Below are 23421 nucleotides of genomic sequence, written 5' to 3'. Positions count from 1 at the left end.
ATTCAGAGGTGAGTTATGGATATGGACATACTAATGGCACCAATTATCATCTTTATGGTAGTGGTGGCGCCAATATGGTTAGTTCTTCATTATCGCAGCAAGCGACAAGTGAGCCAGGGACTCACTGAGGAAGAGTTTTCACAGCTCAATGAGCTGATCGCCAAAGCTGATAAAATGGCTGCACGTATTGAAACCTTAGAGGCGATTCTCGATTCAGAGTCGCCTGAATGGAGGGGCAAACATGAGAGGAACTAGTGGCCGTACTTTGTATCGCATTCCCCAGTCAGGTAAAGTCGCAGGTGTGTGTGCGGGGATAGCCGAATACTTTGCAATTGAAACATGGTTAGTGCGGGTACTTGCGGTTTCTATCTTCCTATTAGGCGGTTCGGGCGTCGTGTTTATCATCTATGTTGCGTTATGGGTGATTCTCGACATCAAACCCCAAAATAGCACAGTTAGGGATGACATCGAGGTGAAGAAGAAACCTTGGCAATCGGGAGAGCCTGCTAAACAAGCGCTGAGCGATGTGAGCAGGCAATTTAGAAGCCTAGAGGTGAGACTGCAAAACCTTGAACGCCATGTAACATCTGATAACTTTGATTTAAAAAGACAAATCAATAGCTTGTAATCCCTCTAAAGGGCGGCCATGTCCGCCCTTGTTGCTTAATCTCCCGTCAAATCCAGTGTATAGTTAACCTCATTCAACATTTAGGGACATCCTTATGGGAATGCTTGACGTTTCGCTCCATAAATTAACTCAGAAGAGCCAATCCCTGCTCCATAGAACGGCTGACAGGCATTTACGACTCGCGGTAACAGGGTTATCGGGGGCGGGCAAAACCGCATTTATTACCGGATTAGTCAATCAACTACTCAATAGTGGCGCGGCTTCTCAGGTCTCCCATTCCCGCCATGGGAATGCCTTGCCATTGTGGCAAGTGAGCCGTGAGCAACGTTTGCTCGGGGTGAAGCGGGCGATGCAGCCGGATCTTGAAATTGCCAGCTTCGATTATCAGGGCGCAATGTTAGCGCTTACTTCGACGCCTCCAACTTGGCCTGCATCAACCCGCACGATTTCGGAGCTGCGCTTAGCCATCAAATATCAGCCGCAGAAGGGGCTGCTAGCCAAGTTTGCCGATACCGCTACGCTGTATTTAGATATTGTCGATTATCCTGGCGAGTGGCTATTAGATTTGCCTATGTTGCGCCAAAGCTTTATTGAGTGGTGCAGCGCGCAGCAACAGCGTGTCGCGGTGTTAAAAAGCTCGCCGCTATATGTAAAGTTTCAAGCCTCGTTAAGTGCGCTTAATTTAACCGAGGCCGCCGATGAGCAGCAACTCAAACGCATTGCGGATGAGTATCAGCAGTTATTGCACGATTTAGTGCATGTGCAGGGCTATTATCAGGCGCAACCCGGACGGATGTTATTACCAGGGGAGTGGGAAGGCGCGCCGCTGCTGGCGTTTTTTCCGCTGTTATCGGTGACAGAAAATCAGTGGAGCGAGCTTAAAGAAAGCGATAAACACAGCGCCTTTCATGTCCTAGAAAAACGCTACCAAGAGTACGTGGCCAAGGTGGTAAAACCTTTCTATAAACAGCATTTTGCGGGGTTTGATCGCCAGTTAGTGTTGGTAGATTGCTTTAGCGCCTTAAACCGTGGCAAAACTCAGTTTGAGGATATGGGCGCCGCGTTAAATGCCATTATGGAGAGTTTCCAATACGGCCAGTCCAGTTACTTACGCCGATTGTTTGCGCCGCGGATAGACAGATTATTATTTGCCGCCAGTAAGGTTGACCATGTGACGCGGGACCAACAAAGTCATGTGTTATCCCTGCTCACTGATATGCTCAAACACAGCCAACACTTTGCCAGTTTCGATGGTTGTAAAGTCGAGACTATGGCCATTAGTGCCATTAAGGCGACGCGTCATGGCATGGTGACCACCCAAGAAGGGGATGTGGAAGTCGTGCAGGGGATTGGATTGAACGGCCAAGCCCTGACGCTTTTTCCCGGCGAAGTGCCCACTCGCTTACCCGAGCCCAACTTTTGGCGCGATCAGGGGTTTCATTTTATGGGATTTGCTCCGCCTAATAACAGTAATGTGGATCCATCTGCGGTGCATTTTGACCATATCCGTCTCGATCACCTTCTGCAGTACCTCGTGGGGGATAAACTGGAATGAGTTTAGATTCGTTATCAGCTTCAAGTGAGTCAGAGACAAACGGGCTCGATAAGCCAATGTCTGAAAATACACTTGGAAGCCAACCGCTCAAAAAACAACAAGTATTTGATTCTGACAAGGTCAAACTTCAGTCAGTATCCGATGAGCTTAAGATTGCCCAAACCTTTGCACCACAGACACCATTAAAAGTGGTGGATGAGGTTGTCGATGATGCCTTGGCGGCCCATCCGCAAGCATTGGATGTGTCATCCATTCGGCCAACACTGCATCAATCTCGCCGTTGGTCTTGGCTGGCGCGCTTTTCCGTCTTTGGATTATTACTACTGGTTTTAGTGCAAACGGGATTAGGTTTGCGGGATGCTTGGTTAGCAAGCCCTTGGTTATTTAGCTTTTATGGCTCCGTACTCGGTTTAGTCGGCAGCTGGGCTATGGTAGGAGCCTTGGGCGAATACCGTAAATTAAAACGCCTCAAGCAGGTTGCCGATACGCAAGAGTCGGGCGCAAGGCTTGCCCTCAGTATGCAAATGGGGGAAGCCGATGGCTTTATCAATAACATAGTACGCCATTACCCCGATAGTCAGGGGTTACAGCGGCTACGGAAGTCGCTCAAAGATGAACACAACGATGCCGAAAAAGTGTTGCTATTTGAGGACTTAGTGCTGACGGAGCGGGATGAACTGGCGAAAAAAATCGTCCGTCGATACGCGGCCGAGTCAGCCGTGTTGCTTACCGCGAGTCCACTGGCGGCATTGGATATGGCCATTATTCTTTGGCGTAACCAACGCATGCTGCGGGATGTCGCTGCCTGTTATGGGATAGAGTTAGGCTATTGGAGTCGGATTAAACTCATTCGCAGCATCATCATTAACATCATCTATGCCGGTACCAGCGAGTTAGTGACCGATTTGGGGACCCAACTGCTGTCGGTTGAGATGACGGGAAAGTTATCCGCACGGCTTGCCCAAGGCTTAGGTGGCGGACTGCTTACGGCACGCTTAGGCTATCAAGCCATGGCGCTATGTCGACCTATTCAGTTTAGGGAGGAACAGCGTCCCAAATTGTCCAAAGTTCATCAAGAGTTGTTGGTTGAGCTTAAACAGTTTGCCGGCAAGTTATTGACTAAAGACGGACGTGATGCGCTTAAGAGCCAATTAGAGGCTGCTGAGCTTAAAACAGGCTCCACACCCAAAGAGAAATAACCTAGCCGAATGCACAACATCGCGAGTGCACTTCAGACTTACCGCTTGATTTAAATGCGCTAATGACCCTGTCATTGGCGCATTTTTTATTGCTGTTTGCCTGCCAAAAATCCTTGAATGTAACAACTTAGTTACAGCACCCCTGATGCTATTTTCACCGTGGTACTGGTTTCACTCGCTCGGAGGGGTATGTTAGTGCTTATTCGATAGGGCTAATGTTTCATTAACTTATCAATAGGACTTATCAAGACGCTGAGTATGGCCTCATTCAAACAAACAATGAAACAACAAGCGAATGAGGCACTGCGACAACAAGGAGTGAGCAATGCAAGATGAATCAAGCAAGCAGTGGAAAGCCGCGACCCAAGCTATTCATGCCGGACATGAGCGAGAAGCCTTTGGTACTTTGGTAACGCCACTTTATCAAACTGCGACCTTTGTCTTTGAGTCGGCGCAGCAAGGTGGCGAGCGATTTGCCGGCAACGAATCCGGTTACATTTATACTCGCCTAGGTAACCCAACCGTTGCCGAGTTGGAACGTAAAATGGCGATTTTAGAAGGCGCTGAAGCGGCGGCTGCAACGGCTTCTGGTATGGGGGCTGTGTCGGCGGCGTTGCTGGCCAACTTGCAGATGGGCGATCATTTAGTGGCTTCCAATGCGGTATATGGTTGCACCTTTGCACTTATGACCAGCCAATTTGCCCGTTTTGGCATCGATGTCTCCTTAGTCGATTTTACCGAATTAGCGGCAATTGAGCGGGCAATCAAACCAAATACTCGAGTGATTTTTTGCGAAACTCCGGTTAATCCTCATCTACAGGTATTTGATCTAAAAGGAATCGCTGATATTGCGAAACGGCATCAACTTGTCAGCATTGTCGATAATACTTTTATGACGCCGCTACTGCAGCAACCCTTAGCATTTGGCATCGATTTAGTGGTACACAGTGCGACTAAGTATTTGAATGGGCACGGCGATGTAATTGCTGGCGTCGTGTGTGGCAGTGAAGAGCAGCTGCACAGAGTGAAATATGAAATCCTAAAAGATATCGGCGCCGTGATGTCTCCCCACGATGCTTGGCTGATTTTGCGAGGGCTGAAAACCTTAGATGTGCGTTTGCAGCGCCATTGTGACAGTGCCCAGCGTGTCGCCGAGTTTTTGGAGCAACATCCCGCAGTGACTCGGGTCTATTATCCCGGGCTTAAATCCCATTCAGGGCATCGATTTATCGGTGGACAGATGGCACGGGCTGGCGGTGTAATAGCCTTTGAATTAGCAGCAGATCTTGAGCAAGCAATGGCTTTTGTGGGTAACCTTAAGCTGTTTTCAATCGCCGTGAGTCTGGGTGATGCGGAATCCCTTATCCAGCATCCGGCTTCCATGACCCATTCGCCCTACACGCCAGAGGCGCGCCAAGCTGCGGGAATAAGCGATAATTTACTGCGGATCTCAATTGGTTTAGAGGACTGTGACGATATCATCGAGGATTTAAACCAAGCCTTGGCGATGCTGGCTTAATGGTTTTGCGGTACTCGCGAAAGGATGCCTTAACGGCGTCCTTTTGCTTTCTTTGCAAGGATAATCCATTAAGCAAATGGGCTATTTTAGTCATAGATAATATTTCTACTTAAAGAGTTTGGAAATTCATAAAAGCTTCGTCTATGTTTGATTGAGGCCACGGAAGTAGGACGAAAGGCCGAATTTCAAGCAAAGAGGAAGCATTATGAAAGTAACACATCGTTTACCTGCGATGGTGAGTGCCATTGCATTATCAGCCCTGTTAGCTTTACCTGCGGTGGCAGCCGATCCTGTTAAAGAAGCCAGCAAAGTACAAACCCAAACTAAAGCCGATGCTAAAAATATGGCAGCGGATGCCAAGCAACATTTACCTAATTCAGCACAAGTGAACATCAATACCGCTTCATCTGAGCAGTTACAACTGCTTAAGGGGATTGGTGCAGCTAAGGCGCAGGCCATCATAGACTATCGAACGCAAAATGGTAAATTTAAGGCCATTGATGAGTTGGCCAATGTCTCTGGCATTGGCGCTAAGCTGATTGAGCAAAATCGTCACATGATAGAGCTCTAGGGGGAAGGGGCGCTTAGTTTGTTGCTGGTTAAGTCTTTATATGAAAAGCCTGCATTAGCAGGCTTTTATCATTTTATAGGGCTAGTTTGCCTATAGATTGTCCAGTTAAACTGGATATTTACCAAACGGACGGATTAGCACTTGATCCAATAGGAGCCATAGGGGATAATCCGCGTCGTTCAGTGCTCATCCCTTTGGTGATACACTCGAAGTTATGGTGACCCTAGGGTCCCCCCGCAATGATAACTTGTGAACTCGGCCAGGCCCGGAAGGGAGCAACCGCAGCAAGCGACTCGTGTGCCGGGGTGTCGGCTCTAGGGGAACCTCCAAATCTCCCCATCCTATTCCAATATTCTTTATCTTTAACTCAGCAACTAGCCAACTTAGCATTTAGCAACACTACTGAATTTACTCGTAAAAGCTTGTTGCAAATCGATGTAGCTATGCCAATTTCGTATGACTTAGCTGTCGGCTTCTTCCTGCTGCATTCTTTTTTGTAGATTCTGTTTAAGAAAAGCGCGTGATTTCTCTAATGCGGCTTGGATTTCTCGTTTAAGCTCTTGCAACTCGTTGTAATCTTCGAAGAAATAGGTGTCAACTAGGTGACGAATATAGCGCACGGGCAGTTGATTGAGTGTCACACAGCAAAGATCGGCTAAATAATCCTCCGGTAATTCATCCATCAGGCCTTCATCGGATAACATTTCCATTAAGAGAACTTCGTAATAGTTACGGATTTCGAGTTGCATCGCTGTGCTCCATGATGATTTTTATTGAGTTTGCTACCACAAATGGTTGGCTGCAATAAAAAGTTGGCTATGTCTTTGGCTTAATTGTAGTTCGTCTCGGCTGTAGCAGCCGCCAATTACCGCCGCAACAGGAATATTTGATGCTTTTGCCATAGATAACACGGTTAAATCACGTTGATACAATCCCTGCTTGCTGATTTTTAGGTGCCCTAAGTCATCATCTTGATGAATATCGACGCCAGCGTCATACAGGATTAAATCCGGTTGATGGAGTCGAATCAGCAACTCAAGAGTCTGTTCGACGGTTTCCTGATAAGCGCTGTCATCTGAACCTTTCGTCAGTTCAATATCATAGTGTGACTGCTGTTTACGACTGGGAAAATTCTCTTTGCAGTGGATGGAGCAACTGATAATGCCCTGATGCCTGTGGCTGAGGGTGGCTGTGCCATCACCTTGATGCACGTCACAGTCAAAAATTAGCACCTTATGTAACTGCTGCTCGGTCATTAGTTTACGGGCGGCGATAATCAAGTCGTTGAAAATACAGTAGCCGCTGCCAAAGTCATAGTGTGCATGGTGATAACCGCCCGTTAAGTGAAGGGCAATACCCGTTTGCAAGGCTAAATGTGCGGTCAAACTCGTCCCCGATACCGAGTGCAAAGTGCGCTCGACTAAGGCTTCACTCCATGGAAAGCCGATGCGTCTTAAGGCCGTACTGGCTAAGCTGCCTTGGATAAATTGTTCGACATAATCTTGCTGATGCACCTGCATTACATCTTCTGCCGTCATCGGCGAGGGAGTATGGAATTGAGCCGGAACAGCCAGTTGATTATCGAGCAGATACTGATAAAGACGTGCGTATTTGGTCGTGGGAAAGCGGTGGTGAAAGGGTAACGCCAGCTTGGAGTAGCTGGCGTGATAAACCAATGGGATCATCTTGATTAGAGTTGAGAAATCGCCCAGCTCATAAACTCTTTACGTGTTTTCTCATCGGCTTGTAACCACCAGTATTGCAACATCTGTTGTGGATTCGCGCCCGCTGCTTTAGAAGTATCAACCGGAGCGGTTAATGAGGTGGCGTTCACCGCTGCCTGCGCCGAAGTAGGTGCCGGCGTGGCAACCACCGCCGCAGAGCCTGCTGCGCCCGTTGCAGCGGCGGCAGTACCTGACACATCTACCGCTTGGTTACCGCTAAAGAGACGGGAGACAAAGCTCTCTTCTTCAATGTCGGTGTTTGTCACTTGGTAATTCACCTGACCTTTGTCAGAGCGGGTTAATACGACCTGAGGATTTTGAGCGAAGGTTTTAGGCTTTTTAACGACCTTGCCCTCAGCGGCTTGCAAATAATATTGATGATCGCCGTCCACTTCTAAGGTCACGATAAAAGGGGAAGACTTAACGAAGGTCTGGCTGTCACTGAAATCGTCTTCAACCATCTCATGGTAACGGATGGCGATTTTGTGAGTGCCGGGCGCCAACTCTAAGCTGCTTTTATGGTTGAATACGCTGGACTCGACTTTTTTGCCATCGAGGGCAAGGTATTCGAAGGACATAGGGATATTCAGATCTGCGGCAAAGGCTGAGGCAGAGCCGAGTAGCACTAGCAGGCTGCTGATTGGCAAAAGTGATTTCATTGTTGCTCCTTAACGATTATGACTCTGATGCGGACGTTCGAATGCTTGAATGCGATCTTCGATATAACTGATGGCTTGCCTGCATTTACCCAAACGACGATGCATCAAAAGGATGTCATTTTGCAAACGGATTTTGTCAGCACTATGACAGTTTTCAAGTTTTGATTCCATTTCTGCAATTTTTTGTTCAAATTTCTTAGCCCAATTCAGATGCTTATTCAGTTCGGCATAGATTTCGTGGCTATTTTGTAACACATTGCTGGCAATCCAAGCAAACCCACTGGCTTGGTGCGATTGGGTCTGTTGTTGGGCAAAACGCGCACGTTTACTGGCACGTTGTTGATTTTTAGACTTTATATCGATTGAGGTCGTCAGTAGCGCCCGTTTAACCGCGGTAAAACGGTCTTGAATACGTTCACAGCTTAAGGCGATGGTTTGCGGCGCGAGTTTTAGAGCGATTTGCTTTTCTAACTGACCGATACTATTACGAATTTGTTCAATGCAAGGCATCAGCTGGGCGCCATTTTGAATAAACAGCGACTGATTAAAGCGCTCAATATCCTGCAGAAGTTTACGCTGGCTCGGCGCAAGATGACTGTCGTGTTGCAGTACTTCTTGCTCAAGCGTTGTGAGCTGATTTTTCAACGTGCTGATTAGCTGCGAAGTGTTCAAAACCATGCGCTCCACGCCAGATTAGCGGCAATTGATAGGACAATTAATATAAACAAAGGTCGAATAAAAGGCATACCAAATTTTATCGCACAGCGGGCGCCGATAAAGGAGCCGAGCATCATAGATAACCCCATCCACAGGCCGATTTGCCAATGGACTTGCCCTAGAAAGCCAAAGATTGCCAGCGCCGTTAAGTTACTGGTAAAAGTCATGGCTCTGGCAAGCGCGCAGCTATGCAACAGCGGTAATTTGTACAAAGCGCCTGAACTTACAGTCCAAAAAGCGCCAATGCCAGGGCCGGCAAAACCATCATAACCACCCAGCAGGAGCCCTTGCAGACTTTGTTTGAGTTTAGATTGAGCTTTTGTTGGTGCCTGACAATCGGTATCCGAGATGGCATTTGGGCTCAGCAGGCTGTAAATCGCGATGCCAATAATGAGCAGTGGTAAGGCTTTTTCAAGCCACTGTGCATTTAACAAGTACACCAACACACTGCCGAGTACTGCACCAATAAAGGTGGCGATAAACGCCATATACCAAAAACTGGGTTTGAGCAGATGTTGGCGATAATAGGTCCAAGCCGCCATGGAGGAGCCAAAACTGGCGGCAAATTTATTGGTACCTAAGGCGGTGTGGGGCGGGATCCCGAGGGTGAGCAGGGCAGGAATTGAGAGCAGGCCTCCACCACCGACTACGGCATCGATAAAACCTGCAATTAAGCCAATGACAGCCAACAGGGCCCAGTTACTGGGCTCGAGTAACAACTCCAAATCTTAATCCTACTCAATGACTCGTCTAAAGGGGGGCAGTGCGTCTAGCAAGGATTTGCCGTAACGTTTGGTCACTAATCGTCTATCAAGGATAGTGACTCGGCCATAATCCTGCTCTTTACGCAGTAATCTACCACAACTTTGGATAAGCTTTCGCGATGCATCTGGAATGGTGAGTTGCAGAAACGGATTTCCGCCCTTTATTTTCACATACTCGGCATGGGCTTGCTCGACGGGTGACGTCGGCACCGCAAAGGGCAGCTTAGTGACGATGAGGTTGGTGAGGTAATCTCCGGGTAAGTCGAGACCTTCAGAAAAACTGCCTGTGCCGAACAAAATACTCGGCTCACCTTTGTCACACTTGGCTTTGTGGGTCTCAAGCAATTGCTGGCGCGGTGCATTTCCTTGAATAAGGATTTCCTGCGTGAGTTTGCCCTCGAGCAATTCGGCCACTTTCTCCATTTGCCAGTAAGATGCAAACAGCACTAAGGTGGCCATTTCACCTTCAATCAACTCTAGAATCTGTTCGGCAAGCTCTGCGGTATAGGCATCGTCCGTCGGATCGGTTTTCATCTTAGGTAAGTAGAGCGTGGCGTTATTCGGATAATCGAAAGGGGATTGCAGGGCGAGATAACGACTGCCGTCCTTTACCGATAATCCCACTTGATGGGCGAAATGGTCGAAGTTATTCAGCGCCCGCAGCGTTGCGCTGCACAGTACGACGCCAGCCGCCTTTTGCCACAGCATAGATTCGAGCATAAAACCGACTTCAATCGGCGAGGCGCTAAACAGATAATCGACCTGTTTGCCCGTGAGTAATTCAATCCAGCGGGCGAGGGGCGCACCTTTAGTGGAATCTTCCTTTGCCATCATTTTCCAGAGCTTTTGCAGGTTTTCGAGTCGCTGCAACATAAAGCCCATTTCGGCCTGTAACGCTTCCGCTTGGTGCTTAGGAATGTCGCCATCTTTTATCGCCTCGGCCAGCAATAATTGCATCTTGTTAAATTGCTTGAGGGCAAGATTAGAGGTGGCCGCGAGATTTTCGGCGGGGATTTTCAGTGCATCGGGCAATTTACCGTGTTCGAACCGATAGCGGCTCTCGGGATTGGCAAACTGTTTGGTTTGAGTATCGCAGAAGTGGGCGACTTGATTGAGCTGAGCGATTAAGTCACCGATATGATCCTGCATCGCCTGTGCTGGGGCGATGATATTGTTGCTCTTTATCTGATTTTGTAACTTGGCGCTGGTCTTACCGACTTTTTCTAGCCAGTCGGCGGCGCCTCTAAGCGTTGCCTGTGCGCTAGAAAAGTCCCGGGCGACGATAGGTAAGTGGTGAGCTTCGTCAATGACGTAAAATACGTCTTCGGGATCGGGCAAAATCACCCCGCCGCCCAGCTCTAAGTCGGCAAACAGCAAACTGTGGTTGGCGATCAGTACATCCCAGGTATCCACATCCTCGCGGGCCTTGTGAAACGGGCAATTACGATGACTGGCGAGTTGCCGATGACAACTGTGTTTATCGCAGGCGATTTGTTGCCAGAGATGGTCCGGTATCGGTGTCGATAACGTATCGATTTCACCGTTCCAGCGGCCTTCATTAAAGTCGCTTAGCAGCTCCTGCAACATGGCTATTTGGCTGTTATCCGGCTTTGTTTGCCACATGGCCATTTGGGTACTGTTATCATCGCCGATCAGCATGGCAAGCTTGGACAAACAGACATAACGCTGGCGCCCTTTAACCAGACCAAAGCGAAAGTTTAGCCCTGATTGTTCGAGAAAAAACGGTAAGTCTTTGTGCAGCAACTGCTCCTGCAGCGCAACGGTTGCCGTAGCGATACAGACCTTTTTCTTACTCGCGAGTGCAAGCGGAATCGTGCCCAAAATATAAGACAATGATTTACCAATCCCCGTACCCGCTTCGACCACTATGATGCGTCTATCTTTGTCATAGTCGCCAGCAAGAGTCTTAGAGATTTCTGCCACCATAAAATTTTGCTCGCGGCGTGGCCTAAAATTAGGCAAAGCGGCGGCAATATCTTTATAGATAGCGCGGATCTGGTTTTTTACGTTGTCAGGTAACATGCGGCACTACTTTATCGAATTAATGCTGTACATAATAACAGTGATTGCATAGCCTAAGAAACTTTTCTGCCATTTTATGGCAATTTTATTCTGTGTCCCGAGAATCAATAAGCAGCGAGAACCCTAGAGTGAAACCGCAGTTGAATTCCCCCGAGAGTCTGCCGCCTGAAACGGCTGCGCCAGTGAGTGTACAGGGACGCGTCCTCACGCGCCATGCTATTACGCGCGGTGCAACGCTTGTGCTGCAGTATTATCTCGCCACCGTTTCAGGCCCTGTGCTGGTGGAGTTACCTGGCTCTGAGTACATTTGTTTTTGTCATCAAAGCGATATGGCGGCATTGCAGTTACAAACGCCGGGGCAGGCACTGCGCTTTGTACCGCTTGCACTTAAAAGCTTTAAAAGACAATCCGTGGCGGCGATTTATGCCCAGTCGAGCAGTGTGTATCGTCACTTACAGCGGATAGCGACGGATGCTGGCATTCCCTTATTTGAGGCGGATATCCGTCCCGAGCAGCGTTTTTTAATCGAGCGTTTTGTGGCGCTCGATGTGGCATTTTTAGGGCATTTTGTCAGCAATGTTGGCATAGATGAACAATTGCCCATTTTTAGCGCTGTACGAGCAAAAGCCGTTGCACCTCAACCGGAAATAAAATTGCGTTCAATTTCCCTCGATTTTGAATGCAGTTTTGACGGATTACTCTATTCCGTGGCCCTTTATGGACGCGATGCGCAATCTCAGCCCTATGAAAAAGTCATTATGGTGGGCGAGCCGCAGCCTGATGCTGCAATCTACATCGAATGGGTGAACGATGAAGCGGCGCTTATCCATCGTCTCATCGCTTGGTTTACTGAGTTTGATCCCGATGTGATCATTGGTTGGTCGGTGGTGACCTTTGATTTGGCCTTGTTATATCGGCGTGCGTTGCTGCACCGGATCCCGCTGCGTATCGGCCGCGGTGGCGCGTTTCTCGAATGGAAGGTCGAGAATAAATTTCGGCCTGAAACCTTAAGTTTGCCTGGGCGAGTGGTGCTCGATGGTATCGATTGGTTAAAGGCGGCCTTTTATCAATTCGAGCGCTTCTCCTTGGAGTTTGTCGCCCAAGCGTTGCTGGGCGAAGGCAAAGCGATTCATGATGTAGAAAATCGAGCGCAAGAGATTGATGCGCTATTTGCCGAAAATAAACAAGGGCTTGCACATTATAATCTGACCGATAGTCGCTTAGTGTGGGATATCTTTGAACATACTCAATTGTGGGATTTTGCCCTCGCTCGCGCCGAGTTAACAGGGTTAGAACTGGGGCGCGTAGGTGCCTCGGTCGCCGCATTTAACCATTTGTATCTACCGCATTTACATAGGGCAGGCTTCGTCGCGCCCGCAGAGCCTGCTAGCCAAGGGATAGAAAGTCCTGGTGGTTATGTAATGGATTCTGTCCCGGGTTTTTATCAACATATTTTAGTGTTTGACTTTAAAAGCCTTTACCCATCGATTATCCGGACTTTTTTAATTGATCCTAAGGGCTTGATTGAAGGTTTGGATGACGAGGAGGGATCGGCATTAGCTGAGCCTGAAACCGTTGCCGGTTTTTTGGGCGCGCGGTTTAACCGACATCAACCGATCCTGCCAAAACTTATCCAAAATCTCTCCGAACAACGCGAAAAAGCCAAGCGGGAGGCGAATGCGCCTTTATCGCAAGCGATTAAAATCATTATGAATTCGCTTTATGGGGTTTTGGGTTCCCAAGGCTGCGTGTTCCATGATGCGAAACTGGCAAGCTCCATCACCATGCGCGGTCATCAAATCATGAAGCAAACTCGCGCGTGGATTGAGGACATGGGCTACCAAGTCATTTATGGAGATACTGACTCCACCTTCGTTTATTTAGGCCCTGAGCCAGATCTCAGTGATATTAATGCCTTAGGTAAGCAGATTGCTGCGCGAATGAATCAGCAATGGCAAAGTAAAATTGCGCAGGAGTTTCAGCTAGAAAGTTTTCTCGAACTACAGTTTGAACGCCACTACGAGCAGTTTTTTATGCCGACCCTGCGGGGCTCGGAGGAGGGGAGTAAGAAGCGTTATGTCGGTGCTTGGCGCAATCGAAATGGAGTGCTGGAAATCACTTTTAAGGGGATGGAGCAGGTTCGCAGTGATTGGAGCCCTTTGGCGCGTAAGGTGCAGGCTGAACTCTATGAGCGCATGTTTAACCAAAGGGATATTAGTGGTTATTTAACGGATGTGATTGCTGAGCTGCTGGCTGGTAAACGCGATGATGAGCTGGTATTTAGCAAACGCATGCGCCGTAATTTAGATGAATACACGGCCAAGTCTTCTCCCCATGTGAAAGTCGCGCGCCAACTTTGTGAATTAACAGGAAAGACATCCTTTGGCAAGCGAGGGGCACAGATTGATTATGTGATTACTGTAAACGGTCCTGAACCGGTTTCGCATAGATCGTCTACAATTGATTATCAATACTACATAGATAAGCAAATTGGCCCTATTGCAGAGCCTGTCTTTTCAATAATGAAATTAAATTACACGAACATTGCCTCTAAACAGTTGCTGTTAATTTAGTGTTGCCGTTGTGTGTTTTGTGTTTTACTTGCGGGTCTTTGTAGTGTTTTAACCTGTTTTATAGAGGTTAAACACGCTGTTTTTGTGATGTTTCTCTACATAATCTTTAGGTTTCGCTTGGAGAGTGGAATGAAAATTTGCTACTCTCACCGGGAAATTGTAAGGAAATATAACAACGGAATGACGTTGATAAAACATAAACGAAAAGGTTAAGCACCAAATGAACAAAACGTTAGTAGCAACTGCGCTAACAGCACTCTTTCTCGCCCCAACTGTATCTGCAATCGAAATCTACAAAGATGATAAAAATGCGGTAGAAATCGGTGGCTTTATCGATGCGCGCGTAATCAACACTCAAGGTGAAACTGAGGTTGTTAATGGTGCTTCTCGAATTAATTTTGGTTTCAGCCGTGAGTTAACCCACGGTTGGAACGCCTTTGCTAAATTGGAATGGGGTGTGAACCCTGTTGGCAGCAGCGATATTGTCTATAACAACCGCTTCGAATCTGTACAAGATGAGTTTTTCTACAACCGCTTAGGTTACGCGGGCATTAGCCACGATGAGTACGGCACTATCACTATTGGTAAGCAATGGGGTGCTTGGTATGACGTGGTTTACAACACCAACTACGGTTTTGTATGGGATGGTAACGCGGCAGGTGTTTACACTTTTAACAAAGACGACGGTGCAGTAAACGGCGTTGGTCGCGGTGACAAAGTTGTTCAATACCGTAACAGCATTGGTGATGTAAGTTTTGCGGTTCAGGCGCAATTGAAAAACAGCAGCTTCTACACCTGTGATATCGAAAACATCACAGAGAGTGCCTGTGAAGCGGAATGGAACGCTGGTAAGAAAGAAGCGCAGCAAGTTACCTATGATTACACCTATGGTGCATCTTTGACTTACAAAGCCACCGATAAACTCAGCTTAATGGCAGGTATGAACCGTGGTGAGTTTGATGTGGCCTATGGCACAGGTGAACAAAAAACCGCTGTTGATTTAATCTACGGTGTGGGCGCGACCTGGGGCGACTTCGACAAGAATGGCTTATATGCTGCCGCCAACGTTCACAAAGAAGAGAACCATGATACCGACAACATTGGTCGCTTGATCAAAGATGCCTATGGTGTTGAAACTTTAGTTTCTTACAAGTTTGATAACGGTTTACGTCCATTTGTGTCTTACAACATTCTGGATGCAGGTAAAGACTATGTTATTCAACCTAACTTTAACGCCGATCCTAACGATGTGTTCAAGCGTCAGTTTGTAGTTGTAGGTTTACACTTTGTTTGGGATCCAAACACGGTTCTGTATGTTGAAGCACGTAAAGACTACAGCGACTTTACCAGCTCAGATCAAGCGCAAGAAGCCAGAATGTCATTGTCAGAAGACGACGGCATCGCCATCGGTATCCGCTATACGCTTTAAGCCTCAGTTGTTTATCTAGAAACTATATAACGAAAAGTTAACAAAAAACGCCAGTCAGCAATGACTGGCGTTTTTGTTTATGCCGCCGTTATTCAGGCCTCCCGCTGTGGCATGTCTTCATTTTTTTTTATTTGTTTATTTTATGTTGATTAAAGGTTTTATATGTGATTTTATTGTTCCCGCTGAGTGCTCCGTAGTTTTTCGAGGTACTCCTGTTTAAAACTGCTTATTTAATAAGCGGATTATAATAAGACATAATATGTCCAAGGAGATAGACAATGCATAAGAATAACTTACTAGCTAAATCTGTGCGCCTAGCATTGATTGGCGGTGTTACCGCTGCAACTTTTATGAGCGTTTCAGCTGTTGCTGCTGACGACACCGCTGCTAAAAAAGAAGAAGTTGAGCGTATTGAAGTCACTGGTTCGCGTATTAAACAAGTCGATATGGAAACTGTTTCGCCTGTGACAGTGATTAATGCCGCAGATATTGCTATGACGGGTGAGAAAACTGTAGCCGATGTGTTAAATAATTCGGCGATTAATAGTTTTGGCTCGTGGCGTGGTATTTCGGGATATGGTTCAGGGGCGAGTTCTACAAGCAACGTTAACCTTCGTGGTTTAGGCTCCTCGGCAACACTCGTGTTGCTTGATGGCCGTCGTATGCCGGGTACTAGTTCCAGCTCTGGCTCTGTAGCTGATACATCTTCTATCCCAATGGCAATCGTTGAGCGTATCGAAATTCTGCGTGATGGCGCTTCTGCTGTCTATGGTTCTGATGCAGTTGCGGGTGTAATTAATATTATTACGAAGAAAGAGTTTGATGGTCTGCAACTCGATTACAGCACAGAACAACCGAGTGTTGATGGTGGTGATGCAAATCGTTTATCGATTGCAACGGGTTATAACACAGATAAGGGGAATATCACGTTAACCTATGAATATTATGATACCAAAGCGGTAATGGATCGTGATATTTGGAATATGGATGATCCGAGTTATTCGGCCTACAGTGGTTTTAGCTCAGTGCCTAATGGTAGTTCGGCATCCGGTTGGTATAGTAATTCAGAAATCTGTGAGCAAACCGAAAATACGGTAGACAGCACAGATGGTAATAATAATGGTCGTTGTTTATATAACCATGGCAATGTGACTAAGTTATTTGGCGATCAAACCCGTAATTCCTTTTTATCCAATTTTACCTATGAAATTACCGACGGTATTCAATTTCGCGGTCGTGCATCTGCCTCGTTAGCTGAAACTGAAACGCGTTACGCAGGGACACCTGTGTCAACAAATTATCCAGTAATGAGTGCTGATAATAAATTCAACCCCGTTGGGGAAGATATGACACTTTATATGCGCTCTGCCCAAATTGGCGAGCGTGATACCTTAACTGAGACCAATAATGTCGATATTCTCGGTGGTTTTATTGGTACGCTGGATTTAGGCAATGGCATTGATTGGGAATTAAATGCACAGCATTCCCGCTCAACCACGAATTCATTTAATTACAATTTAATTAATGATGAGATAGTTCAGCAAGGAATAGATTCTGAACAGTACGATATTTTTAATACCACGGGCATGAGTTATGAGCAGTGGAACCAACAGATGACGGATCTGTATCGTAAAGCTGCCCACACTGGGGTGTATCAAGGTAAATTTGAAAGCACTCAAATTGATGGATTAGCTTCTACACTGCTTGTTGATCATGGCGATGTCTCTGTTGCTATGGTCAGTGGTCTTGAATATGAGATGATCAAATTCAAGCAAACTAGCGATCCAGAATCAGCGGCGGGGATTATTTCCGGTGGTTCTGGTGGTGATGATGTCGATGCCACGCGTGACCGTAGTGCCGCGTATCTCGAGTTTCAAGTGGGGTTACCTGCCAATGTTGAGTTTTCAGCCGCGGTTCGTTACGAGCGTTATGAGCAGGAAGGTTCTCTGACAGGGCCCCAAGGCGAAGTGGTTAATTCATCGACCTTCGATGCCGTGGTGCCTAAGTTCGGCTTAAGCTGGCGCCCAGTGGATAGTTTGTTACTGCGTGCCAGTTACGGTGATTCGTTCCGCGCGCCGAATATGAGTGAAATGTTCTCGTCTCAGTCCTTGAGTTTTGAGAAGGCGGTGGATTCCCTGTGGTGTAATGAACCCGGTAATGTGGATGCCATATATTGCGCTACCAATAACCAACATAAAACCTGGTACGGTGGCAACCCGAACTTAGAGGCTGAAGAGGGCAACTCGTTAACCTTAGGCGGTGTGTGGAACGTTACTGACGCTTGGAACCTAGAGTTATCATACTATTCAATCACCTACGACAATAAAATTGAGTCGATTGATGTCGATGATATCCTGCGCGATGAAATCAAGAATGGGTCATCTCCCTATGTGACCCGCGGATCGGATGGCAAAATTGAGTATATCGAGGCGGGAGTTCGCAACTTAGCGACCGTAGAAACCTCGGGTATCGATTTTGTGACTGCCTATAACTTAGAGACGGGCCTTGGCGACTTCAATTTTAAATTGGACTTGACCCATGTGCTCGACTTTAAGAAGCAAGATAATGCCGAAGCAGAGATGATCGACTATGCAGGGCTGACGGATTCACCGGATTGGCGCGGTAATTTCGCGACCAGTTGGAAATATGATGACTTCTCAGCGGCATGGACAGTTGTCTATATCGGTAGTCAATCAGCGGGCTATTACAATGAGTTAGAAGAAACCGATCGTTATGTTGATTATGATAATTACTTTAAACATAACATTCAGTTTGCCTATAACCATGCCTACAACGGCACTATCACGGTCGGGGTGAATAATGTGTTTGATGCTGAAGCGCCCAATTATTATACCTATGCGGATTATCGTGATGTAAACGTGGGTTTATATGATGTGTTAGGTCGTACTTACTACCTGAGAATAAACCAGAAGTTTTAAGTTATCCTTCTCCCTGGATAACTCAAACCTCCGCTTGCGGAGGTTTTTTTGCTTGTGGAATTTTGCTTGTGGAATATAGAGACGCTGCTTAATGACTCAGGCGCAGCTCATGGCGATGCTCATGCTGATAATGCTCGGCGCAGCTGCTGCAACGTTGCTCAGTGGGATCTTGAGTTAAGCGCTCGGCTTCGATTTCGGTGAAGCAGGTTCATTAGCTCAAAATTTACAAATCAGCCATATGCTTGATTATTCCATTGATGGGGGACGTGATGAGGTTAAGGATCCAGGAACACCTCAGCAACGTATGAGTCTATCAAACGTCTATAAATTTAGTGATTTTGATTTTGCTTGGAATATCAATTTGATTGGTGACCAATATTCGAAAGTCACTAATGGTGTTCAAACTGGACATATTGGTACTTGGGTAACCCATGATATTCAAGTTACTTACACTAGCCCGTGGAATACTAAACTGAGTGTTGGCGCAGAAAACGCGTTCGAGAAAGAGCCTCAGTTAATTGGTTACGGTGGTCGTGAGTACAACTACAACCTCTACAATGGTTGGGGACGTGTGATGTACTTCCGTATCAGTCAATCATTCTAGTTGACTTAGTGTAAGCAGGTGTTCAAAGGCAGGGGCAACCCTGCCTTTCTATTTTATGCGGTAATTTATGAAACAATGGACTAACTACTGGCAACATTCCAAAGCGTTAAATAGTTTTTCAGAAGGACAAAGTGCTCTCGGATATCACGGTGAAATGCTGTATTTTTGGCAAAATCAATTATCTGCGTTATCTAATGGGGCTAAGGTTTTGGATATAGGTACTGGTAATGGTGCTTTAGCCATACTCTGTTATCAATACGCGCAAACATTAGGATTTGTATGGGAACTTCTAGGTATCGATGCCGCAGATATTAATCCAAAGGTAAACATTTATTCTGATGAGAGCATCAATAAGGCATTGCAAAATATTTCATTTAGGGGAAATACCTTTATTGAGCGAAGTGAATTAGAGTCTGGGGACTTCGATTTTATATGTAGCCAATACGCAATTGAATATTCGGATCTGACTCAATCTTTACCTGAGATATGTAGGTTGTTGGCACCCAATGGGAGATTTTGTGCGTTGATGCACGCAACTGAGTCTGAAATCGTGGCCGATTCTAGACTCGGATTGTCCTTTCTAAATATCTTATTAGATAAGAGTCCATTTCTAAAAGAGGTTGGGGCGGTATTGGTTTATGCAGAAAAATTCATCAAAGAAGGTAAGAGCTTAGCTGATGATGTTGAGTTCAAGCGATTAAATGAGGTTTTACTGTTTCAAGTGAAGTGGTTGAAGTCAAAGGCCCTGGATATGGGATGTGACAGTTGGTTTAATTCAATTTTATCTAAAATTGCCCCACTTTTATATCAGCTAAAGACTGAGAATGTTGCAATCTTCGATGAATATTGCAAACAGTTATTTTTCTATCGAATGCGTATTCGTGATCAATTGGATTCAGTCATCGATGAAAAAAGAAAGCAATTACTCTTAGAAAGCTTGGAAAGGCTACACGTTCAATACTGCTTTTCGGAACTATTCGTTGAAGGGAAACACGTTGGCATAACTTTAGTAATCCACAAATGATGGTTAACGCTGCTCGGTATTTCAGTGAAATTCACTTAGATGTTGCTTTTGAATTTTATACTAGGGTTTCTGACGGTTCTAGTATTCTAAATCCCTTATTAAGGGAGCGCCAGATAGTGTTTTGTTTAAAAAAACACCTTTCGTAAAAAAATTCATAACTAAGACTTCTTTACACTAGTTTTTACGTGTCCCGAATGTTGACACAGGTCAACATTTTGTGAAATGATGCCAGCGGGTCTATGCCTGTAAAGGCATAGGAAAGGGAAGAAAAAACTAAGAATCACAAGAGAAAGATAGACTTACGGTAAGCATTTACTAAAGTAGATCTTACTTAAAGTGATGTTGCTGTTAAGTTAACTTTTTTATTCACTTCAAATTGGTTGGGAACTATGTCCAAGGTAAGCAATAGAACAAAAATCGCTACTGCACTTGTTGGCGTGCTGGCATTAGCGAGCAGCAACTTAGTAGTTGCAGATCCTCTTACCGACGTGCAAAAAGCGGATAGTATGATCCATGCTGATGCTGCTGCGTCGCAAAAGAATGTTGATAAGTATTTCGATCAAGCACAAGACATGCTTTTTGAGTATGGTTCTGTTGCTGATGAGCGTGAGTCACTGAAGTCCTATAACGATTACGTTGCCAGCTTAGTTGCTGACCAACAAAAAACGATGGACGCGATTCAAACTGACATTAACGGCGTAGACAAACTGCGTCAGGGCGTTGTGCCTTTAATGTTTAAAATGGTTGAGTCTTTAGAACAGTTCGTTCAATTAGATCTACCATTTAACTCTGAAGTTCGCGCTAACCGCGTTAAAGAGTTAAAAACACTGTTAAACACTGCTGAAGTGACTTTAGCAGAAAAATACCGTTTGATTCTGGATGCGTACAGCATCGAGCGTGAATACGGTAGTGCTGTTGCAGTTAACCAAGGTAAATTGACCTTAGACGGTAAAGAAGTATTAGTAGACTTCTTTAACTTAGGTCGCGTAGCTCTTTATGCTCAGAGCTTAGATCAAAAGACTGGCTGGATGTACAACCCAGAATCTAAGGGTTGGGATAAGTTAGATGACAGCTATTTGCGTGAACTGACAAAAGGTATCCGCATTGCCCGTAAACAAGGCGCTCTAGATCTATTCGCGTTACCAATTCCTGCTGCGGAGACTGCACAATAATGAAGAAGTTAATTACTACAGCTGTATTAGCTGCAAGTTTTTCTTTAACTGCTGGTATGGTTAGCGCTGCTGATGCGCCTAAGACCATCGATCAATTATTGCAGCAAGTTAAAGTTGATCGCGCTGCTGAAGGCAAAGTTAACAGCAAACGTGAACAAGAGTTCCAAGCTGAGCGTGGCGATAAAGCGGCTCTGTTAAAGCGTGAAAAAGATGCTTTAGCGGCTGAGAAGCAACGCGGTAAAGACTTAAACCAAGCTTTCTTAGACAACGAGCGTAAAATTGCTCAGTTAGAAGAAGACCTGAAAACTGCTCAAGGTGACTTGGGTGAGATGTTCGGTGTGGTTAAAGGTGAAGCGGGTGATTTCGCTGGTAAATTAGCGAGCTCAAACGTAAGTGCTCAATACCCAAATCGTGATAAATTCATCGCTGATTTAGGTGCACGTAAGCAATTACCAAAAATCGAAGAGTTAGAGCAATTCTGGCAAGAACAATTATTCGAAATGGCACAATCTGGTAAGGTTGTTAAATTCGAAGGTTCTGTAACGGGTATCGACGGTAGTGTTAAAAACACCACTATTCACCGCATTGGTACTTACAACTTAACTGCTGATGGCAAGTATGTTGTTTACAACCCTGAATTAGGTTTAATTCAAGAGTTATCACAACAACCAGAAGGCTACCAAGTTAGTGCAGTAGGTAAGTGGGAACAAACTACTTCTGGTACTGCGCCATTCTACATCGACCCAGCTCGTGGCGTTCTGTTAAACATCTTCACTAACAAAGCAAGCTTTGAAGATCGTTTAGAAGCGGGTGGTACAATCGGTTACATCATTATCGCTCTGTTAGCATTAGGTCTGTTGATCTCTATCGAACGTTTAGTGACTATGACTATCATCGGCGCTCGTGTGAACAGCCAACGTAAGAACATTGATAAGCCAGGTAACAACGCCTTAGGTCGTATCCTGAAAGTGTATCAAGAGAACAAAGACGTTGACGTTGAAACATTAGAGCTGAAACTTGACGAAGCGATTCTGAAAGAAACGCCTGCGTTAGAGTCTCGCATTTCAATCATCAAAGTTCTGGCTGCTATCGCCCCTATGATGGGTCTGTTAGGTACAGTAACCGGTATGATTGCAACCTTCCAAAGTATCCAATTGTTCGGTACTGGCGATCCAAAACTGATGGCTGGCGGTATTTCTATGGCGCTGATCACTACAGTTCAAGGTCTGGTTGCGGCTCTGCCTCTGATGTTAATGCACGCAGTTGTTGTTGCTCGTAGCAAGTCAATCGTGCAAGTTCTGGAAGAGCAAAGTGCTGGTATCATCGCAGCGCACGCTGAGAAGAGGGCTGACTAATGATGATTCACCTGATGGACATATGGGATTCCGTCAGGGGCTTCATGGCCTCCGGAGGCGACGTCCTCTGGTTAGTAGCGTTTGTGCTGTTCTTAATGTGGGTATTGATGCTTGAGCGTTACTGGTATCTTAATTGGATATCACCAAAGCAACATAAAGCAATCATAGCTGCATGGGATGCTAGAGAGGAAACCACCTCTTGGTATGCACACCGTATCCGTGAAGCTTGGCTGTCCCAAGCGAAGCAAGATTTGAATGCACGTATGCTGGTCATTAAAACCTTAGTAGCGATTTGTCCTATGATAGGTTTGTTAGGTACTGTTACCGGTATGATTTCAGTGTTCGATGTGATGGCAGTTCAGGGGACGAGTAATGCTCGTTTAATGGCGGCTGGTATTTCAATGGCAACAATGCCCACTATGGCGGGGATGGTTGCAGCATTATCGGGAGTATTCTTCAGTACTCGCCTTGATGCCAAAATGAAAATCAGCTTAGAAAAGCTAAAAGACAGCATGCCGCACCACTAGAGAGAGATTGAACATGGCACGTAAAAAGCATTCCAGTGTAGACGAGGAAGCGCAAATTGATATGACACCGATGCTCGACATCGTGTTCATCATGCTGATCTTCTTCATTGTAACAACGTCATTCGTGAAACCATCTGGTTTGGACTATAACAAACCAAAAGCTTCACAAGCGACTTCTAAGCCTTCGGCTAACATCTTTATCGGCGTCAGCAAAACTGGCGTGATCATGATGGAAAACCGTCAGGTTGATATCGAGCGTGTAACTGCAAACGTTGAGCGTATGCTAGCTGAAGCGCCTGAAGCAGCTGTGCTGATCCAGGCCGACAAAGATACGCAACACGGCTTAGTTGTTAAAGTTCTAGACCAAGTCAAAGCGGCTGGTATAGATAAGATTTCGGTATCTGCGGGGAACGATTAAT

The 23421-nt window shown here is 46.0% G+C and carries 21 protein-coding genes, 1 other RNA gene and 1 pseudogene; 16 read left to right on the top strand and 7 right to left on the bottom strand.

Annotated elements, in window-relative coordinates:
- Positions 1–15 precede the first annotated feature (15 nt).
- The 7 genes from pspB (at position 16) to ffs (ending at position 5793) form a co-directional block, all read left to right on the top strand.
- The gene (gene pspB, locus N7386_RS13880; RefSeq protein WP_023267533.1) at positions 16–255 is read left to right on the top strand and encodes an envelope stress response membrane protein PspB; all 240 of its coding nucleotides are present in this window, start codon (positions 16–18) and stop codon (positions 253–255) included.
- Positions 242–628: an envelope stress response membrane protein PspC gene (pspC, locus tag N7386_RS13875; protein ID WP_011623234.1), complete on the top strand. Its 387-nt coding sequence runs from the start codon at positions 242–244 to the stop codon at positions 626–628. The genes pspB and pspC overlap by 14 nt, the downstream gene beginning before the upstream one ends.
- Positions 629–722: 94 nt before the next feature.
- Positions 723–2183: a YcjX family protein gene (locus N7386_RS13870; protein ID WP_279769115.1), complete on the top strand. Its 1461-nt coding sequence runs from the start codon at positions 723–725 to the stop codon at positions 2181–2183.
- Positions 2180–3382, top strand: coding sequence for a TIGR01620 family protein (locus tag N7386_RS13865; RefSeq protein ID WP_279769113.1), 1203 nt, complete (start codon positions 2180–2182; stop codon positions 3380–3382). The genes N7386_RS13870 and N7386_RS13865 overlap by 4 nt, the downstream gene beginning before the upstream one ends.
- Positions 3383–3707: 325 nt before the next feature.
- A complete protein-coding gene (megL, locus tag N7386_RS13860) occupies positions 3708–4901 on the top strand; it encodes a methionine gamma-lyase (RefSeq protein ID WP_279769111.1) in 1194 nt (397 codons plus the stop codon).
- Positions 4902–5106: 205 nt separating this feature from the next.
- Positions 5107–5472, top strand: coding sequence for a ComEA family DNA-binding protein (locus tag N7386_RS13855; protein ID WP_086902572.1), 366 nt, complete (start codon positions 5107–5109; stop codon positions 5470–5472).
- 223 nt (positions 5473–5695) lie between these two features.
- Positions 5696–5793: signal recognition particle sRNA small type (gene ffs / locus N7386_RS13850), an RNA gene on the top strand.
- A gap of 140 nt (positions 5794–5933) precedes the next feature.
- Here the strand turns inward: ffs and N7386_RS13845 are convergent.
- The 6 genes from N7386_RS13845 to dinG are packed head-to-tail and all read right to left on the bottom strand — an operon-like array spanning position 5934 to position 11379.
- Positions 5934–6221: a late competence development ComFB family protein gene (locus N7386_RS13845; RefSeq protein ID WP_011623229.1), complete on the bottom strand. Its 288-nt coding sequence runs from the start codon at positions 6219–6221 to the stop codon at positions 5934–5936.
- Positions 6222–6254: 33 nt separating this feature from the next.
- Positions 6255–7157, bottom strand: coding sequence for a histone deacetylase (locus N7386_RS13840; RefSeq protein WP_279769107.1), 903 nt, complete (start codon positions 7155–7157; stop codon positions 6255–6257).
- A 5-nt stretch (positions 7158–7162) separates the two neighbouring features.
- On the bottom strand, positions 7163–7855 hold the full coding sequence (locus tag N7386_RS13835) for a DUF2057 domain-containing protein (RefSeq protein ID WP_279769105.1): 693 nt from the start codon (positions 7853–7855) through the stop codon (positions 7163–7165).
- A gap of 9 nt (positions 7856–7864) precedes the next feature.
- Positions 7865–8533 carry a primosomal replication protein gene (locus tag N7386_RS13830; protein ID WP_176370290.1) on the bottom strand — a complete coding sequence of 223 codons (669 nt, stop codon included), beginning with the start codon at positions 8531–8533 and terminating at the stop codon, positions 7865–7867.
- Entirely contained in the window at positions 8524–9297 is a 774-nt protein-coding gene (locus tag N7386_RS13825; protein WP_011623225.1) for a TSUP family transporter, read from the bottom strand. The genes N7386_RS13830 and N7386_RS13825 overlap by 10 nt, the downstream gene beginning before the upstream one ends.
- Before the next feature lie 9 nt (positions 9298–9306).
- On the bottom strand, positions 9307–11379 hold the full coding sequence (gene dinG, locus N7386_RS13820) for an ATP-dependent DNA helicase DinG (RefSeq protein WP_279769102.1): 2073 nt from the start codon (positions 11377–11379) through the stop codon (positions 9307–9309).
- A 140-nt stretch (positions 11380–11519) separates the two neighbouring features.
- On the opposite strand from dinG, the gene N7386_RS13815 reads away from it, so the two are divergent.
- From N7386_RS13815 to N7386_RS13805, 3 genes are all read left to right on the top strand, one after another.
- Positions 11520–13952 (top strand): DNA polymerase II, encoded by a 2433-nt coding sequence (locus tag N7386_RS13815; protein ID WP_279771030.1) that lies wholly within the window; start codon positions 11520–11522, stop codon positions 13950–13952.
- A gap of 220 nt (positions 13953–14172) precedes the next feature.
- Positions 14173–15381: a porin gene (locus tag N7386_RS13810; protein ID WP_278893120.1), complete on the top strand. Its 1209-nt coding sequence runs from the start codon at positions 14173–14175 to the stop codon at positions 15379–15381.
- Between the two features lie 278 nt (positions 15382–15659).
- Positions 15660–18320 (top strand): TonB-dependent receptor, encoded by a 2661-nt coding sequence (locus tag N7386_RS13805; RefSeq protein ID WP_279769100.1) that lies wholly within the window; start codon positions 15660–15662, stop codon positions 18318–18320.
- 88 nt (positions 18321–18408) lie between these two features.
- Here the strand turns inward: N7386_RS13805 and N7386_RS13800 are convergent.
- Positions 18409–18516 (bottom strand): annotated as a pseudogene (locus tag N7386_RS13800) (TraR/DksA family transcriptional regulator); the annotation flags it as partial.
- A gap of 108 nt (positions 18517–18624) precedes the next feature.
- Here N7386_RS13800 and N7386_RS13795 point away from each other — a divergent pair.
- The 6 genes from N7386_RS13795 (at position 18625) to N7386_RS13770 (ending at position 23420) form a co-directional block, all read left to right on the top strand.
- Complete coding sequence (locus N7386_RS13795) at positions 18625–18924, top strand: hypothetical protein (RefSeq protein WP_347815253.1); 300 nt, start codon at positions 18625–18627, stop codon at positions 18922–18924.
- Positions 18925–18991: 67 nt separating this feature from the next.
- On the top strand, positions 18992–19948 hold the full coding sequence (locus tag N7386_RS13790) for a class I SAM-dependent methyltransferase (protein ID WP_279769094.1): 957 nt from the start codon (positions 18992–18994) through the stop codon (positions 19946–19948).
- 389 nt (positions 19949–20337) lie between these two features.
- Positions 20338–21120: a DUF3450 domain-containing protein gene (locus tag N7386_RS13785; RefSeq protein ID WP_011717519.1), complete on the top strand. Its 783-nt coding sequence runs from the start codon at positions 20338–20340 to the stop codon at positions 21118–21120.
- Entirely contained in the window at positions 21120–22475 is a 1356-nt protein-coding gene (locus tag N7386_RS13780) for a MotA/TolQ/ExbB proton channel family protein (RefSeq protein ID WP_109285632.1), read from the top strand. The genes N7386_RS13785 and N7386_RS13780 overlap by 1 nt, the downstream gene beginning before the upstream one ends.
- Positions 22475–23002, top strand: a complete 528-nt coding sequence (locus N7386_RS13775; protein WP_011626575.1) for a MotA/TolQ/ExbB proton channel family protein — start codon at positions 22475–22477, stop codon at positions 23000–23002. The genes N7386_RS13780 and N7386_RS13775 overlap by 1 nt, the downstream gene beginning before the upstream one ends.
- 13 nt (positions 23003–23015) lie before the next feature.
- Positions 23016–23420, top strand: a complete 405-nt coding sequence (locus N7386_RS13770) for a biopolymer transporter ExbD (RefSeq protein WP_011623215.1) — start codon at positions 23016–23018, stop codon at positions 23418–23420.
- Position 23421 lies beyond the last annotated feature (1 nt).

Origin of the sequence: Shewanella sp. GD04112 (assembly GCF_029835735.1) — a bacterium.
Lineage (GTDB): Bacteria > Pseudomonadota > Gammaproteobacteria > Enterobacterales > Shewanellaceae > Shewanella.
The sequence above is the reverse complement of the archived record's forward strand: the minus strand, read 5'-3'. Positions and strand labels throughout refer to the sequence as shown.

What these genes read in the sequence shown, in the direction of transcription:
- N7386_RS13835 (WP_279769105.1), bottom strand. Translation starts at nt 7,855, where the DNA reads ATGAAATCACTTTTGCCAATCAGCAGCCTGCTAGTGCTACTCGGCTCT.
- N7386_RS13780 (WP_109285632.1), top strand. Translation starts at nt 21,120, where the DNA reads ATGAAGAAGTTAATTACTACAGCTGTATTAGCTGCAAGTTTTTCTTTA.
- N7386_RS13775 (WP_011626575.1), top strand. Translation starts at nt 22,475, where the DNA reads ATGATGATTCACCTGATGGACATATGGGATTCCGTCAGGGGCTTCATG.
- N7386_RS13845 (WP_011623229.1), bottom strand. Translation starts at nt 6,221, where the DNA reads ATGCAACTCGAAATCCGTAACTATTACGAAGTTCTCTTAATGGAAATG.
- N7386_RS13840 (WP_279769107.1), bottom strand. Translation starts at nt 7,157, where the DNA reads ATGATCCCATTGGTTTATCACGCCAGCTACTCCAAGCTGGCGTTACCC.
- N7386_RS13830 (WP_176370290.1), bottom strand. Translation starts at nt 8,533, where the DNA reads ATGGTTTTGAACACTTCGCAGCTAATCAGCACGTTGAAAAATCAGCTC.
- pspB (WP_023267533.1), top strand. Translation starts at nt 16, where the DNA reads ATGGATATGGACATACTAATGGCACCAATTATCATCTTTATGGTAGTG.
- dinG (WP_279769102.1), bottom strand. Translation starts at nt 11,379, where the DNA reads ATGTTACCTGACAACGTAAAAAACCAGATCCGCGCTATCTATAAAGAT.
- N7386_RS13770 (WP_011623215.1), top strand. Translation starts at nt 23,016, where the DNA reads ATGGCACGTAAAAAGCATTCCAGTGTAGACGAGGAAGCGCAAATTGAT.
- N7386_RS13870 (WP_279769115.1), top strand. Translation starts at nt 723, where the DNA reads ATGGGAATGCTTGACGTTTCGCTCCATAAATTAACTCAGAAGAGCCAA.
- N7386_RS13790 (WP_279769094.1), top strand. Translation starts at nt 18,992, where the DNA reads ATGAAACAATGGACTAACTACTGGCAACATTCCAAAGCGTTAAATAGT.
- N7386_RS13785 (WP_011717519.1), top strand. Translation starts at nt 20,338, where the DNA reads ATGTCCAAGGTAAGCAATAGAACAAAAATCGCTACTGCACTTGTTGGC.
- N7386_RS13810 (WP_278893120.1), top strand. Translation starts at nt 14,173, where the DNA reads ATGAACAAAACGTTAGTAGCAACTGCGCTAACAGCACTCTTTCTCGCC.
- N7386_RS13805 (WP_279769100.1), top strand. Translation starts at nt 15,660, where the DNA reads ATGCATAAGAATAACTTACTAGCTAAATCTGTGCGCCTAGCATTGATT.
- N7386_RS13855 (WP_086902572.1), top strand. Translation starts at nt 5,107, where the DNA reads ATGAAAGTAACACATCGTTTACCTGCGATGGTGAGTGCCATTGCATTA.
- megL (WP_279769111.1), top strand. Translation starts at nt 3,708, where the DNA reads ATGCAAGATGAATCAAGCAAGCAGTGGAAAGCCGCGACCCAAGCTATT.
- pspC (WP_011623234.1), top strand. Translation starts at nt 242, where the DNA reads ATGAGAGGAACTAGTGGCCGTACTTTGTATCGCATTCCCCAGTCAGGT.
- N7386_RS13865 (WP_279769113.1), top strand. Translation starts at nt 2,180, where the DNA reads ATGAGTTTAGATTCGTTATCAGCTTCAAGTGAGTCAGAGACAAACGGG.
- N7386_RS13795 (WP_347815253.1), top strand. Translation starts at nt 18,625, where the DNA reads ATGAGTCTATCAAACGTCTATAAATTTAGTGATTTTGATTTTGCTTGG.